Origin of the sequence: Halomonas sp. KHS3 (assembly GCF_000830495.1) — a bacterium.
GTDB classification, from domain to species: Bacteria; Pseudomonadota; Gammaproteobacteria; order Pseudomonadales; family Halomonadaceae; genus Vreelandella; species Vreelandella titanicae.
In genome coordinates, this window is record NZ_JWHY01000002.1 from 1,129,109 (window position 1) to 1,147,869 (window position 18,761).

At 49.8% G+C, this 18,761-nt stretch carries 17 protein-coding genes; all 17 read left to right on the forward strand.

The window, feature by feature from the left end; all coding sequences use genetic code 11:
• Positions 1-8: 8 nt before the first annotated feature.
• The 17 genes from RO22_RS07285 to RO22_RS23815 all read left to right on the forward strand — a co-directional run bounded on the left by RO22_RS07285 (position 9) and on the right by RO22_RS23815 (position 18,760).
• Entirely contained in the window at positions 9-860 is an 852-nt protein-coding gene (locus RO22_RS07285) for a ProQ/FINO family protein (RefSeq protein ID WP_027958919.1), read from the forward strand.
• A 265-nt stretch (positions 861-1,125) separates the two neighbouring features.
• The gene (locus tag RO22_RS07290) at positions 1,126-2,196 is read left to right on the forward strand and encodes a porin (protein ID WP_022519672.1); all 1,071 of its coding nucleotides are present in this window, start codon (positions 1,126-1,128) and stop codon (positions 2,194-2,196) included.
• A 236-nt stretch (positions 2,197-2,432) separates the two neighbouring features.
• Positions 2,433-3,458 (forward strand): porin, encoded by a 1,026-nt coding sequence (locus tag RO22_RS07295; protein ID WP_027958920.1) that lies wholly within the window; start codon positions 2,433-2,435, stop codon positions 3,456-3,458.
• A 272-nt stretch (positions 3,459-3,730) separates the two neighbouring features.
• Positions 3,731-4,138, forward strand: coding sequence for a DVU3141 family protein (locus RO22_RS07300; protein ID WP_035538447.1), 408 nt, complete (start codon positions 3,731-3,733; stop codon positions 4,136-4,138).
• Positions 4,138-5,871, forward strand: coding sequence for a polysaccharide biosynthesis/export family protein (locus tag RO22_RS07305; protein ID WP_041157939.1), 1,734 nt, complete (start codon positions 4,138-4,140; stop codon positions 5,869-5,871). Before RO22_RS07300 ends, RO22_RS07305 begins: the two co-directional genes overlap by 1 nt.
• A 139-nt stretch (positions 5,872-6,010) precedes the next feature.
• On the forward strand, positions 6,011-6,823 hold the full coding sequence (locus RO22_RS07310; RefSeq protein WP_027958923.1) for an ABC transporter permease: 813 nt from the start codon (positions 6,011-6,013) through the stop codon (positions 6,821-6,823).
• A gap of 3 nt (positions 6,824-6,826) precedes the next feature.
• On the forward strand, positions 6,827-7,927 hold the full coding sequence (locus RO22_RS07315; RefSeq protein WP_041157940.1) for a chain-length determining protein: 1,101 nt from the start codon (positions 6,827-6,829) through the stop codon (positions 7,925-7,927).
• Between the two features lie 472 nt (positions 7,928-8,399).
• On the forward strand, positions 8,400-9,851 hold the full coding sequence (locus tag RO22_RS07320) for an MBL fold metallo-hydrolase RNA specificity domain-containing protein (RefSeq protein WP_041157941.1): 1,452 nt from the start codon (positions 8,400-8,402) through the stop codon (positions 9,849-9,851).
• A gap of 67 nt (positions 9,852-9,918) precedes the next feature.
• Positions 9,919-10,866 (forward strand): ABC transporter ATP-binding protein, encoded by a 948-nt coding sequence (locus RO22_RS07325; protein ID WP_084625264.1) that lies wholly within the window; start codon positions 9,919-9,921, stop codon positions 10,864-10,866.
• Between the two features lie 29 nt (positions 10,867-10,895).
• Positions 10,896-12,074: a dTDP-glucose 4,6-dehydratase gene (rfbB, locus tag RO22_RS07330; RefSeq protein WP_041157942.1), complete on the forward strand. Its 1,179-nt coding sequence runs from the start codon at positions 10,896-10,898 to the stop codon at positions 12,072-12,074.
• Positions 12,075-12,114: 40 nt separating this feature from the next.
• Positions 12,115-12,468 carry a four helix bundle protein gene (locus tag RO22_RS07335; protein ID WP_022524126.1) on the forward strand — a complete coding sequence of 118 codons (354 nt, stop codon included), beginning with the start codon at positions 12,115-12,117 and terminating at the stop codon, positions 12,466-12,468.
• Positions 12,465-13,403, forward strand: a complete 939-nt coding sequence (rfbD, locus tag RO22_RS07340; protein WP_052475549.1) for a dTDP-4-dehydrorhamnose reductase — start codon at positions 12,465-12,467, stop codon at positions 13,401-13,403. The genes RO22_RS07335 and rfbD overlap by 4 nt, the downstream gene beginning before the upstream one ends.
• Positions 13,404-13,508: 105 nt before the next feature.
• Complete coding sequence (rfbA, locus tag RO22_RS07345) at positions 13,509-14,399, forward strand: glucose-1-phosphate thymidylyltransferase RfbA (RefSeq protein WP_041157943.1); 891 nt, start codon at positions 13,509-13,511, stop codon at positions 14,397-14,399.
• 161 nt (positions 14,400-14,560) lie between these two features.
• Positions 14,561-16,045 (forward strand): hypothetical protein, encoded by a 1,485-nt coding sequence (locus RO22_RS23810; RefSeq protein WP_052475550.1) that lies wholly within the window; start codon positions 14,561-14,563, stop codon positions 16,043-16,045.
• Positions 16,045-17,028: a hypothetical protein gene (locus RO22_RS07355; RefSeq protein WP_041157944.1), complete on the forward strand. Its 984-nt coding sequence runs from the start codon at positions 16,045-16,047 to the stop codon at positions 17,026-17,028. Before RO22_RS23810 ends, RO22_RS07355 begins: the two co-directional genes overlap by 1 nt.
• A gap of 55 nt (positions 17,029-17,083) precedes the next feature.
• Positions 17,084-17,635: a dTDP-4-dehydrorhamnose 3,5-epimerase gene (gene rfbC / locus RO22_RS07360; RefSeq protein ID WP_041157945.1), complete on the forward strand. Its 552-nt coding sequence runs from the start codon at positions 17,084-17,086 to the stop codon at positions 17,633-17,635.
• A gap of 51 nt (positions 17,636-17,686) precedes the next feature.
• The gene (locus RO22_RS23815) at positions 17,687-18,760 is read left to right on the forward strand and encodes an FkbM family methyltransferase (RefSeq protein ID WP_052475551.1); all 1,074 of its coding nucleotides are present in this window, start codon (positions 17,687-17,689) and stop codon (positions 18,758-18,760) included.
• Position 18,761: the final 1 nt, after the last annotated feature.

Consider the following 18,761-nt stretch of genomic DNA (forward strand, 5'->3'; position numbering starts at 1 on the left):
AGAAGGCTATGGCCGCCAGCTTAATGAATATATTAGATGATTTAGAAGCGCGTCTTGAACGCACACAAGCTGAGCTACATGCCCTGCGTGAAGAAAACCAGCGGCTAAAACAGCAATTGGCGTTGCAAGAAACCCAATCGCAAAGCGTGCCAAGCTCCGAAGCCACGACTAAAATAGATAATGAAAGACATAGCGAAGAAGCTGTCGATGCAAAGGTTCTCGACCCAAAAGCGCCTGAAACGCCACCATCTAGTGAAGTAGCGCCAGATCAGGTCGAGCCAGAAGAAGTCAAGCCAGAAGAAGTCGTGTCAGAAGAAACAGGGCCAGAAGAAACAGGGCCAGAAGAAAAAGGTGAATCATCGGCTACCGCTGAAACGGTTAAGGCACCTTCACCGCACGCCCTGCTGAATCAATGGTACGAGCGCTACCCCAAGGCGTTTTTTAAAGGCCACACCAAGCCCTTAAAAGTTGGCATTCATCAACAGCTTGCAGAGCGCGAAGAGTGGCCTAATAAGCTAATTCGTCGAGCCTTAGCCAACTACGTGAACCTCCCGCGCTATATAAAAGCAGTGCGCGAGGGTGCCGAACGGGTAGATTTGGATGGCCAACCCGCAGGTAAGGTCGATAAAGAAGCGGCGCGACACGCAGCAGAAAAACGCGGTGAGAAGAAAGAAGGAGGGCAGCCCAAAAAAGCGCAACCTAAACCATCGCCTGCCGCTAAAAACACCCGTCAAGAAAAACCGAAACAGCCTGATTTAGCGCAGGATGCAGAACCGAAGGCAGAAAAAGGCGAGCCGCGTAAGTCGCTTAGCTTGGAAGACAAATTGTTAGATTTACAGCAGAAATTCAAAGGCCGCTGAGACCGGGCCCAGCAGCAGGGGTTCCATAAAAAAGCACAAATAGTAAGAAAACACTGTTTTTTTCTATTGCGTTCCCTGGAGTCCCGGTATAGAGTTTGTTCTGCGAGCATTGGACTATAACAAGGCTTAGTTGAGGACATGCCGCATACCACCGGGAAAAAACCGGCGGATGGCAAAAGAGCATGGCCCGCAAAAGCCAACTGCCAACTTATTAAGAGTTGAGCAGCAACGATCGAAACAGTATACGAGTTAAGGAACTTACATCATGAAAAAGACACTTTTAGCGACTGCTATCGTTGGCGCCCTGGGTGCCTCTGCTGCAGCACAAGCAGCTACCGTTTATGACCAGGATGGCACCCGACTGGACGTCTATGGCCGTATCGCCATGGGTGTTGCTGGTGGCGGCCCTGAGTACAACGGTGACGGCGAAAAAATCAACAACGACGCTGAGTTCGTAGATGTTTACTCACGTCTTGGTCTGCGCATGAGCCACGAAGTTTCACGTGACCTGACTGCTTTCGGTCGTGTTGAGTGGCGTTTCGACGGTGACGAGCGTACCGGCCCTAGCGGTAATGGCAACAGCGGTTTCAAAGAAGTTCGTCAGAGCTACATCGGCTTGCAAAGCGACCAGTTCGGTACTTTCCAAGCAGGTAATTTCGACAGCTTCTACAATCAGTTCGTTTCTCTGCCGTTCGATTGGGAAATTGATCGCGGTTTAGAGTTTGCTGGTCACCCGAAGCAGTCGCGTGGCGACTCTATCGGTTACTACACGCCTGACCTGAGCGGCTTCACTGCATTCTTGCAACTGAAACACTATAGCGAGCGCGGCCTGACTGAAGCGGAAGAAACTTCTGAAGGTGACGTAATCGCGCCGCAAGGTGGTGTTCGTTACGCACAAGGCCCTGTAACTGTTGGTCTGGGTTTTGTTGATGACGTTGCACGTGGCGGCGGTAACGCTGAAATGTTGTACGGTCTGATCGGTTCTTACGATATCACTGACCAGTTCTCTGCTCGCTTGGGTTACGAAACTCGCGACGATAACAACCTTCGTGGTGGTGGTTACGACACAGTTGGCCTAGGTGGTACTTTCACCACTGGTCCTTGGGCGTTTGCTGCTGACATCTACGATGTAGATCCTGACAACGGCGACAGCCGCACTTCTTGGGCCCTGGGTTCTTACTATAACGTTTCCAGCAACTTTGATGTGTTCCTAGAGCTGCAGCAAGCTGACCAACCGTCTATCGACGTTTCCATCGGCGGTGGCAGTGGCGTCGATGTTGAGCGCGCTGATGGCGACGACATGTACTGGCTAACAGGCGCTCGTTACCACTTCTAAGCCTGGTTTAAACACTACGCTTAAAAGGTAACTGCCTAGCAGAACCAAATAGAACCGGCCTCTTTAGAGGCCGGTTTTTTTTGCATTTTTGCCAATAATATTTATTAATACAAATAAGAACTGTTTTCCTTTAAGGTCGGCTTGATATTGTATAACATTGTTTCGCTGCATATAGCTGAGAATAGCTGAATAGCTAAAGCAGTGAACAAGATTAGCGTATCAAGGGATTATTTCTAATGCAGAAGAAGCAGTTAGCGGTGGTTGTAGCAAGTCTGTTAAGTATCTCCTCGGTTCAAGCCACAACACTTTATGATCAGGACGGCACGAAGCTGGATATTTACGGCCGTATTGCCATGGGTATTGCGGGCGGTGGCCCTGAGTTTAATAGCGCTGGCAATAAAGTGGATGACGGCGCGGAATTTATTGATGTCTACTCCCGCCTAGGGTTTCGAATGAGTCATGCGGTTACTTCAGACCTAACGGCATTAGGACACTTGGAGTGGCGGTTTACTGGCGATGAGCGCAACACGGATCAAGGGTTCAACGAAATACGACAAAGCTACATCGGTTTATCAAGTAAGCAGTATGGCACGTTGCTGGCAGGTAATTTTAATAGCATGTATGCCCAGTTTGTCTCGCTGCCGTTTGATGTTTATCAAGACCGGGGATTACTGTTTAAATCATCGGGTTTGCAGTCTTGGGGTGATTCAATTGCTTACTACACGCCTGAGCTGAACGGCTTCACTTCTTTTCTCCAGGTTAAGCACTACAGCGAGCGGGGGTTAACGGCTTCAGAGCAGAGTAGTGAAGGTGAGGTTGTTGCCGCACAAGGTGGTATTCGCTATCAGCAAGGCCCATTCAAAGTTGGGTTTGGTGCAGTGGAAAACGTAGTGCGTGGTGGTGGCAGTGGAAATGGTGAAACGCTGTATGGCCTTATTGGGGCATACTCGCTATCTGATCAGCTATCAATGCGCTTAGGTGTTGAGACTCAAGACAACAGCGATACTTATGGCAAAGGGTTCGAAACGGTCGGCCTAGGTGGTACCTACTCCACAGGGCCCTGGGCTTTTACCGCAGATTACTACAACGTAGACCGTGACGAAGGCGAGGAGAGTAACGCCTGGGCTGCAGGCGCTTACTATAAAGTCACCAGTGCATTTGACGTGTTCGTAGAGCTAGCCGATGGTGATGCGCTAAGCATGCGCAAAGAAAACACGGCAGACAGGACATATTGGCTGACAGGCGCACGTTATCACTTCTAACGGCGTTTCAAGAGCTTGTTTATATCAAAACGGTCACAAAATGTGGCCGTTTTTATTTGGGTTTTCAACGACCGCGATTTTTACACGAAGAATGAATAAGCTGTACAGGCATTGTCCATGTAGAGCCGCTGGCGGTATTCCCCTACAATGGGGCGCTGGCAAAAACGCTTTGCGCTTATGCCACCCACTTTCATCCACCCAGAGAAGTAGGGCAAGGGAATACGCCCGTTATAATCCCTGGGCGGTAGCGTGCCTTTTATTTGGAAATAATGATGTCGACACCTCAACGTTTACCCGTGATGCGAGCTCGTATGCTGTTGGCGGTGCTTAGTGCTGCCATTTTAAGCGGCTGCGCTTCTTATCCGGCGAGCAACACGCAGCAAGAAGCGCAATATGTATTGAATAACGACCCGGCCACCTTGCTGCAAGACGACAACCTCAATGGCTTTTTAACACAGGCGCCCGCAGGTGCCGTGATTAATGCTCCAGACAGCCCATGGGGTAATAATGTCGAGATTGTGGCTGACGCCGCCTACCTTGCCGCCAGTGGGCGCGAGTGTCGCAAGCTAAGAGTAGTAGCCGTCGACTCCAATAACGCGCGTTCAGCACTCGTCTGCAAAACATCCAATGGTTGGGTTAATCAACGCGTTGTGGCACAAACAACACAGGGGCGCAATTAATGAAAGTGACCACACTGCTTGACCGCGCTACGCTAAATCGCTCGCTAGCCGTCGCTTCCATAGCGCTTGCCAGCGTTTTTGTAGTGCCCAACACATGGGCGCAGGCGCTAAGCCTTTCCGACAGCATTGTACCTGAGCAGGCTAACCAACAAGGCAGCCTGCAGCAGCAAGAAGTCAACGATACACCCCGAGCCAATTGGAATAGCGGCACATATGGCCCGGTGTCGGCCACTCCACAAGATCCAGACGCGCTACCGCCGTTTGGCGCCAACTTATTCAGCGGCGGGTTTCGCGGTGCGATGGGCGATGGCCTCAACCCTGACTACCGCATCAAACCGGGCGACCAAGTCACCGTTCGTGCCTGGGGCGCGGTTGAGTTTGACCGAGTGTTACCTGTAGACGCACAAGGCAATATCTTCATTCCCGGTTCTGGTCCGCTTAACGTAGAAGGACAAAGCAGTCAGGAAGTGGATGGCAGCGTGCGCCAAGCCATTACCTCGGTATACCCAGATAACGTCCAGGTCTATACCAACCTGCAAGGTGTACAGCCCGTAGCCGTCTACGTCACAGGCTATGTTGAAAACCCCGGCCGTTACGCGGGCACACCCAACGACTCTCTGCTCTATTTTCTAGATCAGTCCGGCGGCATAGATCAAGACCTGGGCAGTTATCGCCAAATTCGTGTAATGCGCGACGGTCGCAATGTCGCCACCGTCGACCTCTATGACTTCTTGATCAACGGCAATATACCCCGCCCGCAATTTCAAGATGGCGACACCATCGTAGTCGAAGAGCGTGGCCCCGCAATTGCGGTAGGTGGAGATGTTCACCGTGAATACCGTTATGAAATGACAGGCAACAGTTTGAGTGGCGCTGAGCTGGTGAATCTAGCGCGGTTAAGAAGCGGTGTTTCACACGTTTTGCTACGTGGTGACCGTGAAGAAGGACCTATTGCTCAATACTTCCCCATTGATATGTTTGCCGGTCAAACGATCCGCAGCGGCGACGAAGTGCTGTTCAGCTCAGATAAGCGCAGTGAAACCATCGTTGTGGAAGTAGAAGGCAGCTATTACGGCCCTTCACGGTACGCTTTGCCGCGGGATGCTCGCTTAAGTGAATTATTAGACGCCATCGCCGTGCCAGAAAACATGACCGCCGTAGAAAGCATCTCAATAAAGCGTGAAAGTGTTAAAAAGCAGCAAGCGCAGTCCCTTGAAGAAAGCCTACGTCGTCTAGAGACCACCTACTTAGGCGCACCCTCCAGCACCAATGAAGAAGCGCAGATTCGTGTACAAGAAGCGGAGCTGATTCAGGACTTCATCTCTCGTGCCAGTGAGTTAGAACCCAGTGGCCGTTTAGTCGTCGCTTACGATGGGCGCATTTCTGATATTCGCCTGCAGGATGGCGATGTGGTCACTATTCCGGAAGTGAGTGACTCCATGCTGATAAGTGGTGAAGTGCTTGTGCCCCAAGCCGCTGTTTATCGCCCAGGCATGAGCGTGATCGATTACATTGAAGGTGCTGGCGGCTTCACCGACCGCGCAGATGACGATCATATTCTTGTGGTTCGTCAGAATGGTGCTGTCGAGAACGCCCGTAACGTGAATCTGCGTCCCGGCGACGAAATCCTCGTTATGCCCGCGGCACCCACGCACAACCTTCAGCTAGCCTCCACGATAACGCAGATCCTCTACCAGATTGCCGTAGCAACCAGAGTAGCGGTTGATCTGTAATAGGAGAAGGGTGAGGAGTTAGGGGTTTGGAGTGAAGAGTAAGGAGTGAGGGTGAAGAAAGTCCCTCTCACACCTCACAATTTACACCTCACCCCTTACACCTCACCCCTTACACCTCACTTATTCAAGAAGTAGCCCTATGGATAACGTAAACGGCGGCCCACGGCGAAGCACACGAACACCATGGCAAGTCACGCGCAGCGTGTGGTACGCCATGTTCATGCGCGAAGCCATTTCGCGCACCATGTCGGATCGTATGGGCTGGTTTTGGATGATTTTCGAGCCAGTCGCCTTTACTGGCATTATGGTCGGAATTCGTAGTTTTGTTAGTGGTGATCGCCTGGTAGTGAATGCCGAATTTGTCCCCTGGATGATTGTGGGGCTAATGGGCTTTTTTCTAGTACGGGAAGGTATGTTGAGGGGGATGGGCGCCATTGAGGGTAATAAATCTCTGTTTGCTTACCGTCAAGTTCAACCCGTAGACCCCGTGCTAGTTCGTAACTTTTTAGAAGGCATGCTACGCAGTTTTATCTTCCTGCTTTTTATCGGCGGCGGGTTAATGCTGGGGTTGGAACTATACCCAGATAATGTCATTAGGGTGATGGCTGCTTGGCTTTCACTGTGGTGCCTTGGTTTGGGATTGGGGCTAATAACTTCCGTAGCCAATGCGCTTGTACCCGAAGTTGGGAGGGTAATACGTATGCTTTCGTTACCTCTCTTGATAATTTCAGGTGTAATTCTTCCATTGAACTCTTTGCCCCACTGGTTGCTGGAATACTTGATGCTTAACCCTATCCCGCATGGTCTTGAAACGTTGCGCCTGGGGTTCTTTGACAAGTACCAAGTCGTAACGGGCACCAGCATGCTCTATTTCTGGCTATTTACACTCACCTTAATCGCCCTGGGGCTGTTGATGCACCTGCGCTTTATTGATCGTTTGAAGGCACAATAAACTATGCAACGTTCTTTCCGTCATTTTGTTAAAACATCGCCACACTGGGCCGTGGCGATAATCGCGATTGCTTTAGTCTCGTTTTATTGGTTTGTATGGGCGGAGGAACGCTATGTATCCCGCGCAACCGTAGTGTTAGAAAGCCCCCAGGTCGCTACGCCGGAATTTAGCCTATCGTCAATTATGGGCAGCGGTGGAGGTGGTAATACTCACGATTTATTACTGCTGCGTGAGCACTTACTCTCAGTCGATATGCTGCGCCTGATAGATGAGCAACTCAATTTTCGTGAACACTATGCCGAGCATGGAGATATCTTCGCCAAGCTGCATAACCGCGATGCCCCCATTGAAGATCTGCACCAATATTACCTGCGCCGGGTAGAGGTAGAGCTGGATGAGTACGCAGGTGTATTGAATATTCGTGTACAAGCATATACGCCTGAGTTTGCTCATGACGTGGCCACGCTGCTACTTGAAGCAGGTGAAGACCATATGAATGAAATGGGGCACCGTCTAGCAGATGAGCAGGTGAAATTTTTAGAACAGCAAATGGTTCGACTTGAAGAGCGCTTCGAAGAGACCCGGGCCAAGCTGCTTGAATTCCAAAACGAATATGGTTTGGTTTCACCAACCGCAACGGTGGAAAATATTAACCAAGTGGTGGCAACACTTGAGGCTGATCTAGCCCGCCTGCAAGCGCAGCGCAGCGCATTAGCCAGCTTCCAAAGCTCCCAGTCTTCTGAATTGCGCCAAGTCGAGCGTAATATCACCGCATTGCGCGACCAAATTATTGAGCAGCGTGATCGAATTGCCCAAGCTTCAGGCGACTCGCTCAACAGTGTTTCTGCGCAATATGAAACACTAGAACTGCAGGCACAGTTTGCCCAGGAAACCTACTCAAGTGCACTGGCGGCGTTAGAAAACACCCGCTTGGAAGCTGCCCGCCAGCTCAAGCAGGTAAGCATACTGCAAAGCCCGCTATTCCCGGAGTACCCCACAGAACCCAACCGGCTCTACAACAGCAGCGTATTCGCCATCATCACCATCTTCCTCGCCTTTATCTTCAGCATGCTGATGATGATCATCAAAGATCACCGCGATTAAGGTTGGGGTGAAGGGTGAAGGGTGAAGGGTGAAGGGTGAATGGTGAGGGGTGGATCGTGAAGGGTGAATGGTACGAAACGATTCACCATTTACCACTCACGATTCACATTTTTGTAGCGCGTGGTAACGAGTCTGCGAGGAACGAGCAAACGAGGCACCCGCGGGAGGCGTCGGAACGACGCCCAACGGCACATAACCAACCCCCGGCACCGCTCCGCGCTGCTCCCGCGGGTGCGCCTGAGGCTTACCACGCGCTACTAAATCACGCATGCACAGAACCATGGTGGAAGCACATACCGTAGCGCGTGGTAACGAGAAAGCGAGTTCAGCGAGCGTTCGTGGGCACCCGCGAAAGGCGTCGGAACGACGCCCAAGGGCACATAACCAACCCCAGCACCGCCCCACACTGCGACCGCGGGTTCGCTGAAGCCAAACGCCTCACACCTCACAATTCACCACTAACGGTTTACCAATGCTCGACATCATTCACCACGGCGGGGCCACTGGGGTAACGGGCAGCTGTCACCAACTGCTACTCAATCGTCACGAATCGCTACTGGTGGATTGTGGACTCTTCCAAGGGGAAGACGCCGCGGAAGACAGCTTCGAGCAGCTACAAATTGAATTCGATATCAGCACCGTTAAGGCGCTCATAATTACCCACGTCCATATTGACCACGTGGGCAGGCTGCCTTACTTACTGGCGGCGGGTTTCGCCGGCCTGATTATCTGCTCGATCCCCACGGCCAAGCTGCTGCCCCTGGTGATTGAAGACGCGCTAAAAATTGGCTTCACCCGCAACGCCCAACTGATCGAACGCTTTCAAGCGCAGCTCGAAAAGCAAATCGTGAGCGTGCCCTATGGCAAATGGCACAACATAGGCAGGGTAAGCGAAGTAAGCGGCCACACCGGCGCTAGCGCAAGCACGACTGAAAACGCAGGGATAGGTGAAGGCACAGGCACCACACGGGTAAAACTAAAACGGGCAGGGCACATTCTAGGTTCCAGCTACGTTGAAGTGAGCTACCAGGATGCTGAGACCGGTGAAAAAGAGCGCATCGTATTCTCCGGCGATTTAGGCGCCCCATACGCACCGCTACTACCTGCACCTAAATCCCCCTACGGCTGCGACCAACTGGTACTCGAAAGCACCTATGGCAACCGCCAACACCCAGACCGCCGCCAGCGCCGCGCCACCCTAAAAGCCGCCGTAGAGCAAGCACTCGCTAACGGTGGCACGGTGATGGTGCCTGCGTTCAGTATCGGCCGCACCCAAGAGCTGCTCTACGAGCTAGAAACCATTATTCATCAAGCGCGCTCACCGCAATGGCAGTCACTGGAAATCATTGTCGACTCACCGCTAGCTGCGCGTTTTACAAAGGTTTACCGCGAGCTAAAACCCTACTGGGATAAAGAAGCCCAAGGCCGCCTGCGCAGTGGCCGCCATCCACTTAACTTCGCCAATATCTACACCGTGGATAGCCACGCAGAGCACGAACAAACCGTTGAATACCTGGCCAAAACAGGCCGACCGGCGCTAGTGATTGCCGCCAGCGGCATGTGTGCAGGCGGGCGAATCATGAACTATCTAAAAGCCATGCTCGGCGATGAACGCCACCAAGTGTTGTTTGTGGGCTACCAAGGGGCGGGCACCCCAGGGCGGGATATCCAGCAATACGGCCCACAGGGCGGCTGGGTAGCCATCGACGGCGAACGGTTTGATATAAAAGCGGGCGTTTCCACCATTAGTGGTTACTCCGCCCACGCAGACCAAAAAGACCTACTCAACTTTGTAAAACGCATGCGCCGCTGGCCCCACACCATCCGCCTGGTACACGGCGAACAAACCGCCCGCGCAGCGCTCAAAGTTGAACTCGAAAGCCTCTATAAACGCAAAGGCAGAAGTGTAACGGTAAGGAGTTAGTTGATAGCAGTGAGGTGTTCCCCCTCACAAGCGAAGCGCTAACCCCTTACCCTTCACAAAAAAACCAATGATCGAAATACGTAATCTCTACAAACGCTACCACAACCACCACGGCAGCGATTGGGTGCTTAAAGACATCAATCTGACGATCCCCAAAGGGGTGAGTGTCGGGTTGATTGGTGCCAACGGTGCGGGTAAATCCACGCTGCTGCGTTTAATTGCCGGTATGGATAGTCCTGAGCGCGGCGAAGTGATTCGCCACAGCCGGGTTTCATGGCCCGTAGGGTTAGCGGGGGGCATGCAAAATAATATGACAGGGCGGCAAAACGTTAAATTTGTCGCTAGGGTGCAAGGCTCCTCACCCCAGGAAGTACAGCGTGTAATTCAATTTGTAGAAGAGTTCGCTGAGATTGGGGAAGCGTTTGATGAACCGGTGCGCACATACTCTTCCGGTATGCGTTCGCGTATATCTTTTGGACTATCCCTCGCCTTTGATTTTGATATTTATATATCTGACGAAGCCACGGCGGTGGGTGACAGAGCTTTCAAAGAAAAAGCTAAAGCTTTATTCCAGTCTAAAGTGGGTGAAGCCTCGCTGATTATGGTTTCCCACTCGGAAGGTATCTTAAAAGATTTATGTTCCGCTGGCCTGTACCTGAAAGAAGGCACCGCGCATTGGTACGATAATGTCAAGGATGCAATTAAGGCCTACCACGACGATATAGATAAGCATAAAGCTGTTTCAACGGTGGAGGAAGTTAAGCAACCGGAACCAGTATCAAATATTGACCCCAGCTTACCTCAAGATATAGCCGGTGCTGAAAATCATCTTCGACTATGCCGCTTTAAATTAAAAGAAGCAAAGCGGTCTCTTGATATAGCGAAGGCAGAAAAGCTCTTACTGCTTTATCAACACCAGATAGAGAAAGATATACCTAAAAGAGAACATCAAGTCGCACATGCGATCCAGCATTTAGAGGCACTAAAGCAAGCCTCCCCGCATGTGGAAATGTAAAAAATGATGAAACGAAAGGCTTAATAGTAATGACGCAGAAAACATTTTTAATTACCGGCGGAGCCGGATTTATCGGTTCAGCGGTAGTACGTGAGCTTATTCAAAACTCAGCTCACCAAGTGGTAAACGTAGATAAGCTGACCTACGCAGGCAATTTAGAATCCCTGGCAAATGTTGAAACAAGCGAGCGCTACACCTTTGCTCAGGCCGATATTTGCGATGCAACTGCCATGCAGCAGCTGTTCGAACAGCACCAGCCTGATGTAGTCATGCACCTAGCAGCAGAGAGCCATGTAGATCGTTCTATTGACGGCCCTGCAGAGTTTATCCAAACCAATGTGGTTGGTACCGCTGTACTCCTAGAAGCCACCCGTAATTACTGGAAAGAGCTGCAGCAGAAAGATACCGCCAAAGCCGAAGCATTTCGTTTTCACCATATCTCCACCGATGAAGTATATGGCGATTTAGAAGGCACGGATGACTTATTTACCGAAGAAACCTCCTATGCGCCCAGCTCGCCTTATTCAGCGAGTAAAGCCAGCTCTGATCACTTAGTGCGCGCCTGGCAGCGTACTTATGGCATGCCTACGCTGGTGACCAACTGCTCGAATAACTACGGCCCGTACCACTTTCCGGAAAAGCTCATCCCGTTGATGATTCTCAACGCGCTAGCCGGTAAGCCGCTTCCCGTGTACGGCAATGGACAGCAGATCCGCGACTGGCTGTATGTAGAAGACCACGCCCGCGCATTGATCAAAGTAGCCACAGAAGGGCAGGTAGGCGAGACCTACAACATCGGCGGCCACAACGAGCAAACGAACCTGCACGTGGTGGAAACCATCTGTGAGATTCTGGATGAATTAGCGCCGAGTGAGGCGTTAGGCGTGAGGAGTGAGGGGGCAGAAGTGAGGAGTGAGGAGTTAGGAGTGAGGGAACCCTCCTCACCCCTCACAAGCCCGCAGGGCGCTCACCCTTCTCAAGCGAAGCGCTCTCACAAAGATTTAATTACCTTCGTCACCGATCGCCCCGGTCATGACGTCCGCTATGCCATCGACGCCAGCAAAATCGAACGCGAGCTAGGCTGGGTGCCAGAAGAAACCTTTGAAACCGGCCTGCGTAAAACAGTGCAGTGGTACCTCGCCAACGAAACCTGGTGGAAACGCGTACAAGACGGCAGCTACCAAGGCCAACGCCTCGGGAATGTATAGTAAGGGGTAAGCGCTTCGCTGGTGAGGAGTGAGGTAAATCATGAGGAAGCATCAGCAACTGCGGGTATGGCAAGAAGCGATGGATCTCGTTGTCGCTATTTACTCAATGACCTCATCCTTTCCCTCAGTTGAGCGATATGGGTTAGCTAGCCAAATGCAACGTGCTGCTGTATCTGTGCCAAGCAATATAGCCGAAGGAGCGGCGCGTGGTAGTAAACCCGACTTTTTAAGATTTTTGCACATTGCACGTGGTTCGCTCAGTGAACTTGAAACTCAGTGCCAAATTGCCCAACGCTTAGGGTATATGGATGATATTTCAGCACTGGAACTAGCGATCAACTCTGTATTTTCACAGCTAGGCGGACTGATCAAGCATTTAAAGGCTTCACTATGACATCTGAACACGCACACCTCACACCTCACGCTTCACCCCTCACTATTTTCATCACTGGATCAAACGGGCAAGTCGGCTTTGAGCTCCAGCGTCAGTTTGCCCTGTTCGGCAATGTGTTAGCACCTACACGGCATGAACTTGATTTAACAGATGCCCAAGCAGTAGACGCCTACTTGGCTGAACACCAGCCAGCACTGATCCTCAACGCCGCCGCTTACACAGCGGTCGATAAAGCCGAAAGCGAACCAGAGCAAGCCAAACGCCTCAATGCCGAGCTGCCAGCACAGTTAGCTGAGTATGCTGCCAAGCACACCATTGCGCTGGTGCACTACTCAACCGACTACGTCTACCCAGGTGATGGTGAAACACCCTGGCAGGAAGATAGCCCCACAGAGCCGCACAGTGTATACGGCCAGACCAAGCTGGAAGGCGACCAGGCGGTTGCCCAAAGTGGCTGCCAACACCTGATTTTCCGCACCAGCTGGGTATACGCCGCACGCGGCAACAACTTTATGAAAACCATGCTACGTCTGGGTCGTGAGCGTGAAGCGCTCAGCATCGTCAACGACCAAATAGGCGCGCCCACACCCGCACGCCTAATCGCCCAGGCCACCGCACTAGCATTCACTACTCACAATTCACCACTCACCATTCACATCCCCTCAGGCATCTACCACCTGGCGCCAAGAGGGGAAACAAGCTGGCACGGGTTCGCATGCGAAATTTTTGAGCAGGCACGCAAAGCAGGAGAAACGCTTGCTATTAAGCCGCAAGGCGCAGCGGGCATTCCCACCGCTGAGTATCCAACGCCTGCACAACGGCCTCTAAACTCACGAATGAACCTGAGTAAACTTGAAGCTGCCCTTGGTGTCACACTACCGACCTGGCAATCCCAGTTGGGCCTAACCCTTAAAGAATACCTCGAAAATATTTAAGCCACGGAAGACACGGACACCACGGAAAAAATCAAAGAGAGGGTTATTCACTTATCCGCGTTTTCAGTGAGTGTCCGTGGTAAACAACCTACAAAGGAGGTCACTATGAGCCAAAGCACCCAACGCAAAGGCATTATTCTTGCCGGAGGATCTGGCACCCGTTTACACCCCATCACGCGTGGTGTCTCAAAGCAACTGCTGCCTGTCTATGACAAGCCGATGATCTATTACCCGGTTTCTGTCTTAATGCTGGCCGGTATTCGAGAGATCCTAATCATCTCGACGCCTGAAGACCTGCCGCAGTATAAAAGCTTGCTAGGTAATGGCGATGACTTTGGCGTTCAGTTTGAATACGCCGAACAGCCAAGCCCTGACGGCCTGGCACAAGCCTTTATTATTGGCGAAGAGTTCATTGGTGACAGCCCCGTTTGCCTTGTGTTGGGCGACAATATTTACCATGGTCAGCACTTTTCAGAGCAGTTGAAACGTGCCAGTGCACATGCCACAGGGGCCAGTGTATTTGGCTACCTTGTTAAAGACCCAGAGCGTTTTGGCGTTGTAGAGTTTGATGAGAGTGGCAAAGCCATCTCTATCGAAGAGAAGCCTAAGAAGCCAAAATCGGCTTATGCGGTCACAGGGCTGTATTTTTACGACAATGACGTTGTCGAAATTGCTAAACAGGTCGAGCCTTCCGAGCGTGGCGAGCTGGAAATCACCAGTGTGAATAATGCTTACCTGGAGCGCGGCGATTTGCGCGTAGAGCGTTTAGGCCGTGGTTTTGCCTGGCTTGATACCGGCACTCACGACAGCCTGCTAGAAGCCAGTCAATACGTACAAACCATAGAGCACCGCCAAGGCCTGAAGATCGCCTGTTTGGAAGAGATTGCTTGGCAGCACGGTTGGATCAGCGATGAGCGCCTGAGTGAGCTAGCCAAGCCGCTTTCCAAAACCCAGTACGGCCAATACCTGCAACGTTTACTCAAGCAGAAGTCGTAAAAGTAAGTTTGCCACGGATGACACAGCAAGCACGGACAAAATCAGATTTACAGTTTTGCTCTTATTCGTGTTTTCAGTGAGTGTCCGTGGCTACCGTTTGCTGTTGGCCAGGCAAGCCCATACCATATTGAACGACTGAATATATCCGGAGTTAACTCATTATGCCGTTGGTAATTTATATAGGTCTGCACGCAATCACGCGTGAGCCAGCGTTGATATTGCCATCAGAGCAAAAGCAAGTAACCTTAGCGACGCTAAAAGTAAATGATACAGCGGCCTCTCTCGATGAACCTGGTAGCGGGCAGCAGAAAGGTAATAATCGTGTGCTGCTTCTTGAAACACTAACTGAAGATGCTACCCGCACTATTAAGCAATGGCTTCAAAAAGCGGCAACACAGCACGTTACGCTGGTATGGCTTCAGCCAGTGCCCTATATGGCCGCTAAACTAGCGCAAGGAGAAGAAACAGAAGTCACGCTTCAAGAATGGCAGCAAATGGCGCATGCCACACTCAATCTATTTCGCCAGCATCGTCGACAAGTGACGCTTATTGGTGCTGATGTTGGGGGAGTACCACCACAGCGTGACGAAGTAGCGCTGTTAACACTACCGCCTGCAAAACATGCACCATTATTTACGTTGGCTGCCAGCCAACTATTAGCGTCTAACAGTGCCATGCAAGAAACGGCTGCCCACCTTTGCGCTAGTAGCACCTGTGTTTACCCTCAGGCGGAAAGTGGGATCGATCAAGTAATTAATACGTTGCGAGATCATCAAAAAAACAGCCAGCAGATTAGCAATCTTGAACAGCAGCTAAGTGCTGAAAAAGAAAATCAGCAAAAAATAAACGAACAAAGTAAAGCGCTGGCGAGTGTTAATGAAGAAAACGACTTAGTTATCAACGAATTACATCGCGTTCAGGAGCTGCTGGAAAGCAAGCTCATAGAGCGGAGAGTGCTGGTAAAGCAGCGCGATGATGTAAGAAATCATTACGAAATTGCGATTCAGCAGCGAGACAGTGCACTACACCAACTCGATCAAAGGTTTGCTCAACTGCAGCAGGCTCATCTAGACCTTAAAGAATCGCATGGTGAGAATAAAGAGTATCAGAGAGAGCAAAAAGCACTTTCTACTCGAATAAATCGCTTGCAGACACAGCTCAACGTTCAGAAAAAAGAATTCCAGCAAGCGCTGCAAGAGCAAAGCACATGGCTAACGTGGGTTCGGCGTAATGCGGCTCACTATAGTGCGGCCGCCTATAAGCATAGCCGTTCGCACCGTAAAACATTGAAACAGCAGGCTGCGTTGGTGCAAGCCAGCCAGCACTTCGATAAACAGTGGTACCTAGAGCAGTACCCGGATATTGCCAAAAGTACGATGGATCCTGTTGAGCATTACCTGAAGTTTGGTGTATTGGAAGCTCGCAACCCAAGCCCGAACTTTGATACTAAGTTTTACATTACCCAAAACCCTGATGTTGCTGAAAGCGGCTACCAACCCCTGTTGCACTATATACAGCATGGACAAATGGAACATCGTCAAACCAAGTTAGAGCAGCTACAGCTACCTTCACCTCGGCAAACACCTGAAGATTTCTCAGGTGGTGCAAGTGATGAAAATGCACAAGCATCACAGGAGGCTAAATAATGCCTGAAGCCAATACTCCTATACTTGTGCACATTGGTTCTATTAGAGAAGAAAGCCTTCGAATCTTACAAACAGCTGCGCTGCCAACCTTTATCGCAACACTTGAAAATGAGTCTGGCAAGATTGAAACGTTAAAAAATAACGTACCACAGCTATTTGTGGGAAAGCATCCTATTACCTCTCAAGGTGATGATGCAGTCCTACACGAGTATAGCCTTTCGGAATTTAACAGCTTAGCTCCGGTCAGTGGTCTAAAGAAGTTGTACCCAGGGCTAGTTGAAAAGCAGCACCGCACGGTTGAAACACACACGCTTGAAGCCGCGCTGAAGGCACATAAGTTGAATGCTGCGCCAATTGCCCAATTGATCATTGAACAGCTGGAAGGCGCGCAGGTGTTGCTTCAAACACTAGAAGCACAGGGGCAGTTGCACTCACTGACAAAGCTATGGGTGCGCACTAGCCCAGAAAGTTTATACGCCGGCATGCCAACCCAATCTGAGTTGATAGCTACCTGCGAACAGCTAGGCTTTGAAATAGTCGACACCCAAGCGGATGACCCCGATTTTGTATTGGTTGAGTTCAAGCGTAATCCGCTCTACAGCGAATACAAAAAGCTTCAAGAGAAGGCTGCTAAGCTAGCTCAGCGGGAAAAGGAACAGGCCGCCTCCAACGAAAAAGCACAAGCTGAAATTGCTCAGCTAAAGCAAGCCCATGAAAAGTTTACTCAGCAACACGCTGAGCAGATTAAAAAAGCTCAAGCTGAAACTACCCAGCTAAAGCAAGAGCGAGAAAAGTTAACTAAGCAGCAAGAATCTCTGCGTGAGCAGCTACGCACACAACAGCAGCGCAACCAAGCACTCGAAGCTGAAATGCAAGCAACGCAAGCACGCCAGAATAAGCTGTCCATTGAGCTAGAGCGCGCAGAAGCCCAGTTAGATCTCATTAAAGACTTATTGCTGAAAGATAAGCTGTTACAACGGTAACTCTCAAAGCTAAAAATCAATATTTTTAAAACACATTTCACAAGTGCCCAATGCCATGAATTACGAAAAACTTTCTATCCCCGATGTAGTCTTGCTGACCCCACAAGTGTTTGGTGATGAGCGAGGCTTCTTTATGGAAACCTTTCGACAGAGCGAGTTTGAAGAACACTGTGGCAACTACCAGTTTGTACAAGACAATCACAGCAAATCCAAGCAGGGCATCCTGCGTGGCCTGCACTACCAACATGCAAAACCCCAAGGCAAGCTGGTGAGAGTCACACAGGGCGAAGTTTTCGATGTGGCGGTAGATCTACGAGAAAGCAGCCCAACCTTCGGCCAGTGGGTAGGGGTGCATCTTAGTGCTGATAACAAGCAACTGCTTTGGGTACCGCCTGGATTCGCTCATGGGTTTTACGTGATCAGTGAAGAAGCTGAATTCCAGTATAAGTGTACAGACTACTACAACCCAGGCGACGAGTATTCGCTGCTGTGGAATGATTCATCGCTTAACATTGAGTGGCCGCTGGTGAATCAGGAAGCTCCTAAGCTGTCGGCTAAGGATGATCAAGAGCATGCACAGCCATGGCTGGTTTGCCCTAAATTTTAAAAAATAATAACGAATGTTTTAGTGAGAGAAACCCGATTAATGAAGAGTGCTATGCTGCTACCTACCTTACCTACAATTACGTCCGACGATAAACAATTACAGCTAGCGAAAACGCTGTGGGTAGAAGGGGACTGGGAAGCACTAGCTGCGCTTTCAGACGAAATTGATAATAAAGCTAGGAACATCCAGTTCAATGCATACATTGCAGCAGCTTTTGCTCAGCTTGGTCATCGAGAAAAAGCTGAAGAATATTGGCAGCGGATTGATCAGAGTGAAGTATTAGGAAAAAACGATAAATTATGGTGCTATCGGTTATTAATTTCAGGAGTGCATAACACCTTAGCAAGAGCTAGAGATATTAGTTATGAAACTAAACAAAGTTATGAGCATTTGCAACGTGCCGCAAGTTTGGTTTTTACAGGCCCCGAACAGCGTTTAGTTGTTCGGATACGTAAGCAAACTCAATTTGAGCATAATTATTCTTATTGCTATAGAAAGCAAGATGTAGATATAAAAGAAAATTTATTTATTGATTGTGGTGGCTATGATGGATGCTCTGTCATTAAATTTCTTTTAAAAAATCCTGGATATGATGTTGTTTCTTTTGAAGCAAACCCTGAGTTGTGGAAATACTATAAAAAACTTCCTACACAACTTGTTAAAAAAGCTGTTTATGATTATGACGGCATCATTGAATTTACACTTGACCCAATAGATGCAGATGGCAGCTCTTTAATAAAAGAAAAAATTATTGACTTTAATCAGAAAGTTAAAAATGAAGATTGTCCAAAATTACAAGTTGAATGCATAGATCTGTCTAAAGAAATTGAAAGTTATTCGAAGATTTATAAAAATATTGTATTGAAATTAGATGTAGAGGGTGCTGAGTACGCAATACTTGAAAAAATGTTAGCAGATGAAACGTTAAAGTATATATCCCATCTTTATGCTGAATTCCACTGGAATAAAATTGGGATGAAAAAAGAGAAGCATGATATTTTGATTGAGTCAGTTTCACGGTACGTCAAAGTAGACAGCTGGGATGCTCAAGAGTTTGGTGTGCATAAAAGGGATAATGCTGCATTTAAAAGACGTAGTGCAATTTTAGCTATATTTGAAAGCTAAA

What these genes read in the sequence shown, in the direction of transcription:
- rfbB (WP_041157942.1), top strand. Translation starts at nt 10,896, where the DNA reads ATGACGCAGAAAACATTTTTAATTACCGGCGGAGCCGGATTTATCGGT.
- RO22_RS07305 (WP_041157939.1), top strand. Translation starts at nt 4,138, where the DNA reads ATGAAAGTGACCACACTGCTTGACCGCGCTACGCTAAATCGCTCGCTA.
- rfbA (WP_041157943.1), top strand. Translation starts at nt 13,509, where the DNA reads ATGAGCCAAAGCACCCAACGCAAAGGCATTATTCTTGCCGGAGGATCT.
- RO22_RS07285 (WP_027958919.1), top strand. Translation starts at nt 9, where the DNA reads ATGGCCGCCAGCTTAATGAATATATTAGATGATTTAGAAGCGCGTCTT.
- RO22_RS07320 (WP_041157941.1), top strand. Translation starts at nt 8,400, where the DNA reads ATGCTCGACATCATTCACCACGGCGGGGCCACTGGGGTAACGGGCAGC.
- RO22_RS07295 (WP_027958920.1), top strand. Translation starts at nt 2,433, where the DNA reads ATGCAGAAGAAGCAGTTAGCGGTGGTTGTAGCAAGTCTGTTAAGTATC.
- RO22_RS07325 (WP_084625264.1), top strand. Translation starts at nt 9,919, where the DNA reads ATGATCGAAATACGTAATCTCTACAAACGCTACCACAACCACCACGGC.
- RO22_RS07335 (WP_022524126.1), top strand. Translation starts at nt 12,115, where the DNA reads ATGAGGAAGCATCAGCAACTGCGGGTATGGCAAGAAGCGATGGATCTC.
- RO22_RS23815 (WP_052475551.1), top strand. Translation starts at nt 17,687, where the DNA reads ATGCTGCTACCTACCTTACCTACAATTACGTCCGACGATAAACAATTA.
- RO22_RS07310 (WP_027958923.1), top strand. Translation starts at nt 6,011, where the DNA reads ATGGATAACGTAAACGGCGGCCCACGGCGAAGCACACGAACACCATGG.
- RO22_RS07290 (WP_022519672.1), top strand. Translation starts at nt 1,126, where the DNA reads ATGAAAAAGACACTTTTAGCGACTGCTATCGTTGGCGCCCTGGGTGCC.
- RO22_RS23810 (WP_052475550.1), top strand. Translation starts at nt 14,561, where the DNA reads ATGCCGTTGGTAATTTATATAGGTCTGCACGCAATCACGCGTGAGCCA.
- RO22_RS07315 (WP_041157940.1), top strand. Translation starts at nt 6,827, where the DNA reads ATGCAACGTTCTTTCCGTCATTTTGTTAAAACATCGCCACACTGGGCC.
- rfbC (WP_041157945.1), top strand. Translation starts at nt 17,084, where the DNA reads ATGAATTACGAAAAACTTTCTATCCCCGATGTAGTCTTGCTGACCCCA.
- RO22_RS07300 (WP_035538447.1), top strand. Translation starts at nt 3,731, where the DNA reads ATGTCGACACCTCAACGTTTACCCGTGATGCGAGCTCGTATGCTGTTG.
- RO22_RS07355 (WP_041157944.1), top strand. Translation starts at nt 16,045, where the DNA reads ATGCCTGAAGCCAATACTCCTATACTTGTGCACATTGGTTCTATTAGA.
- rfbD (WP_052475549.1), top strand. Translation starts at nt 12,465, where the DNA reads ATGACATCTGAACACGCACACCTCACACCTCACGCTTCACCCCTCACT.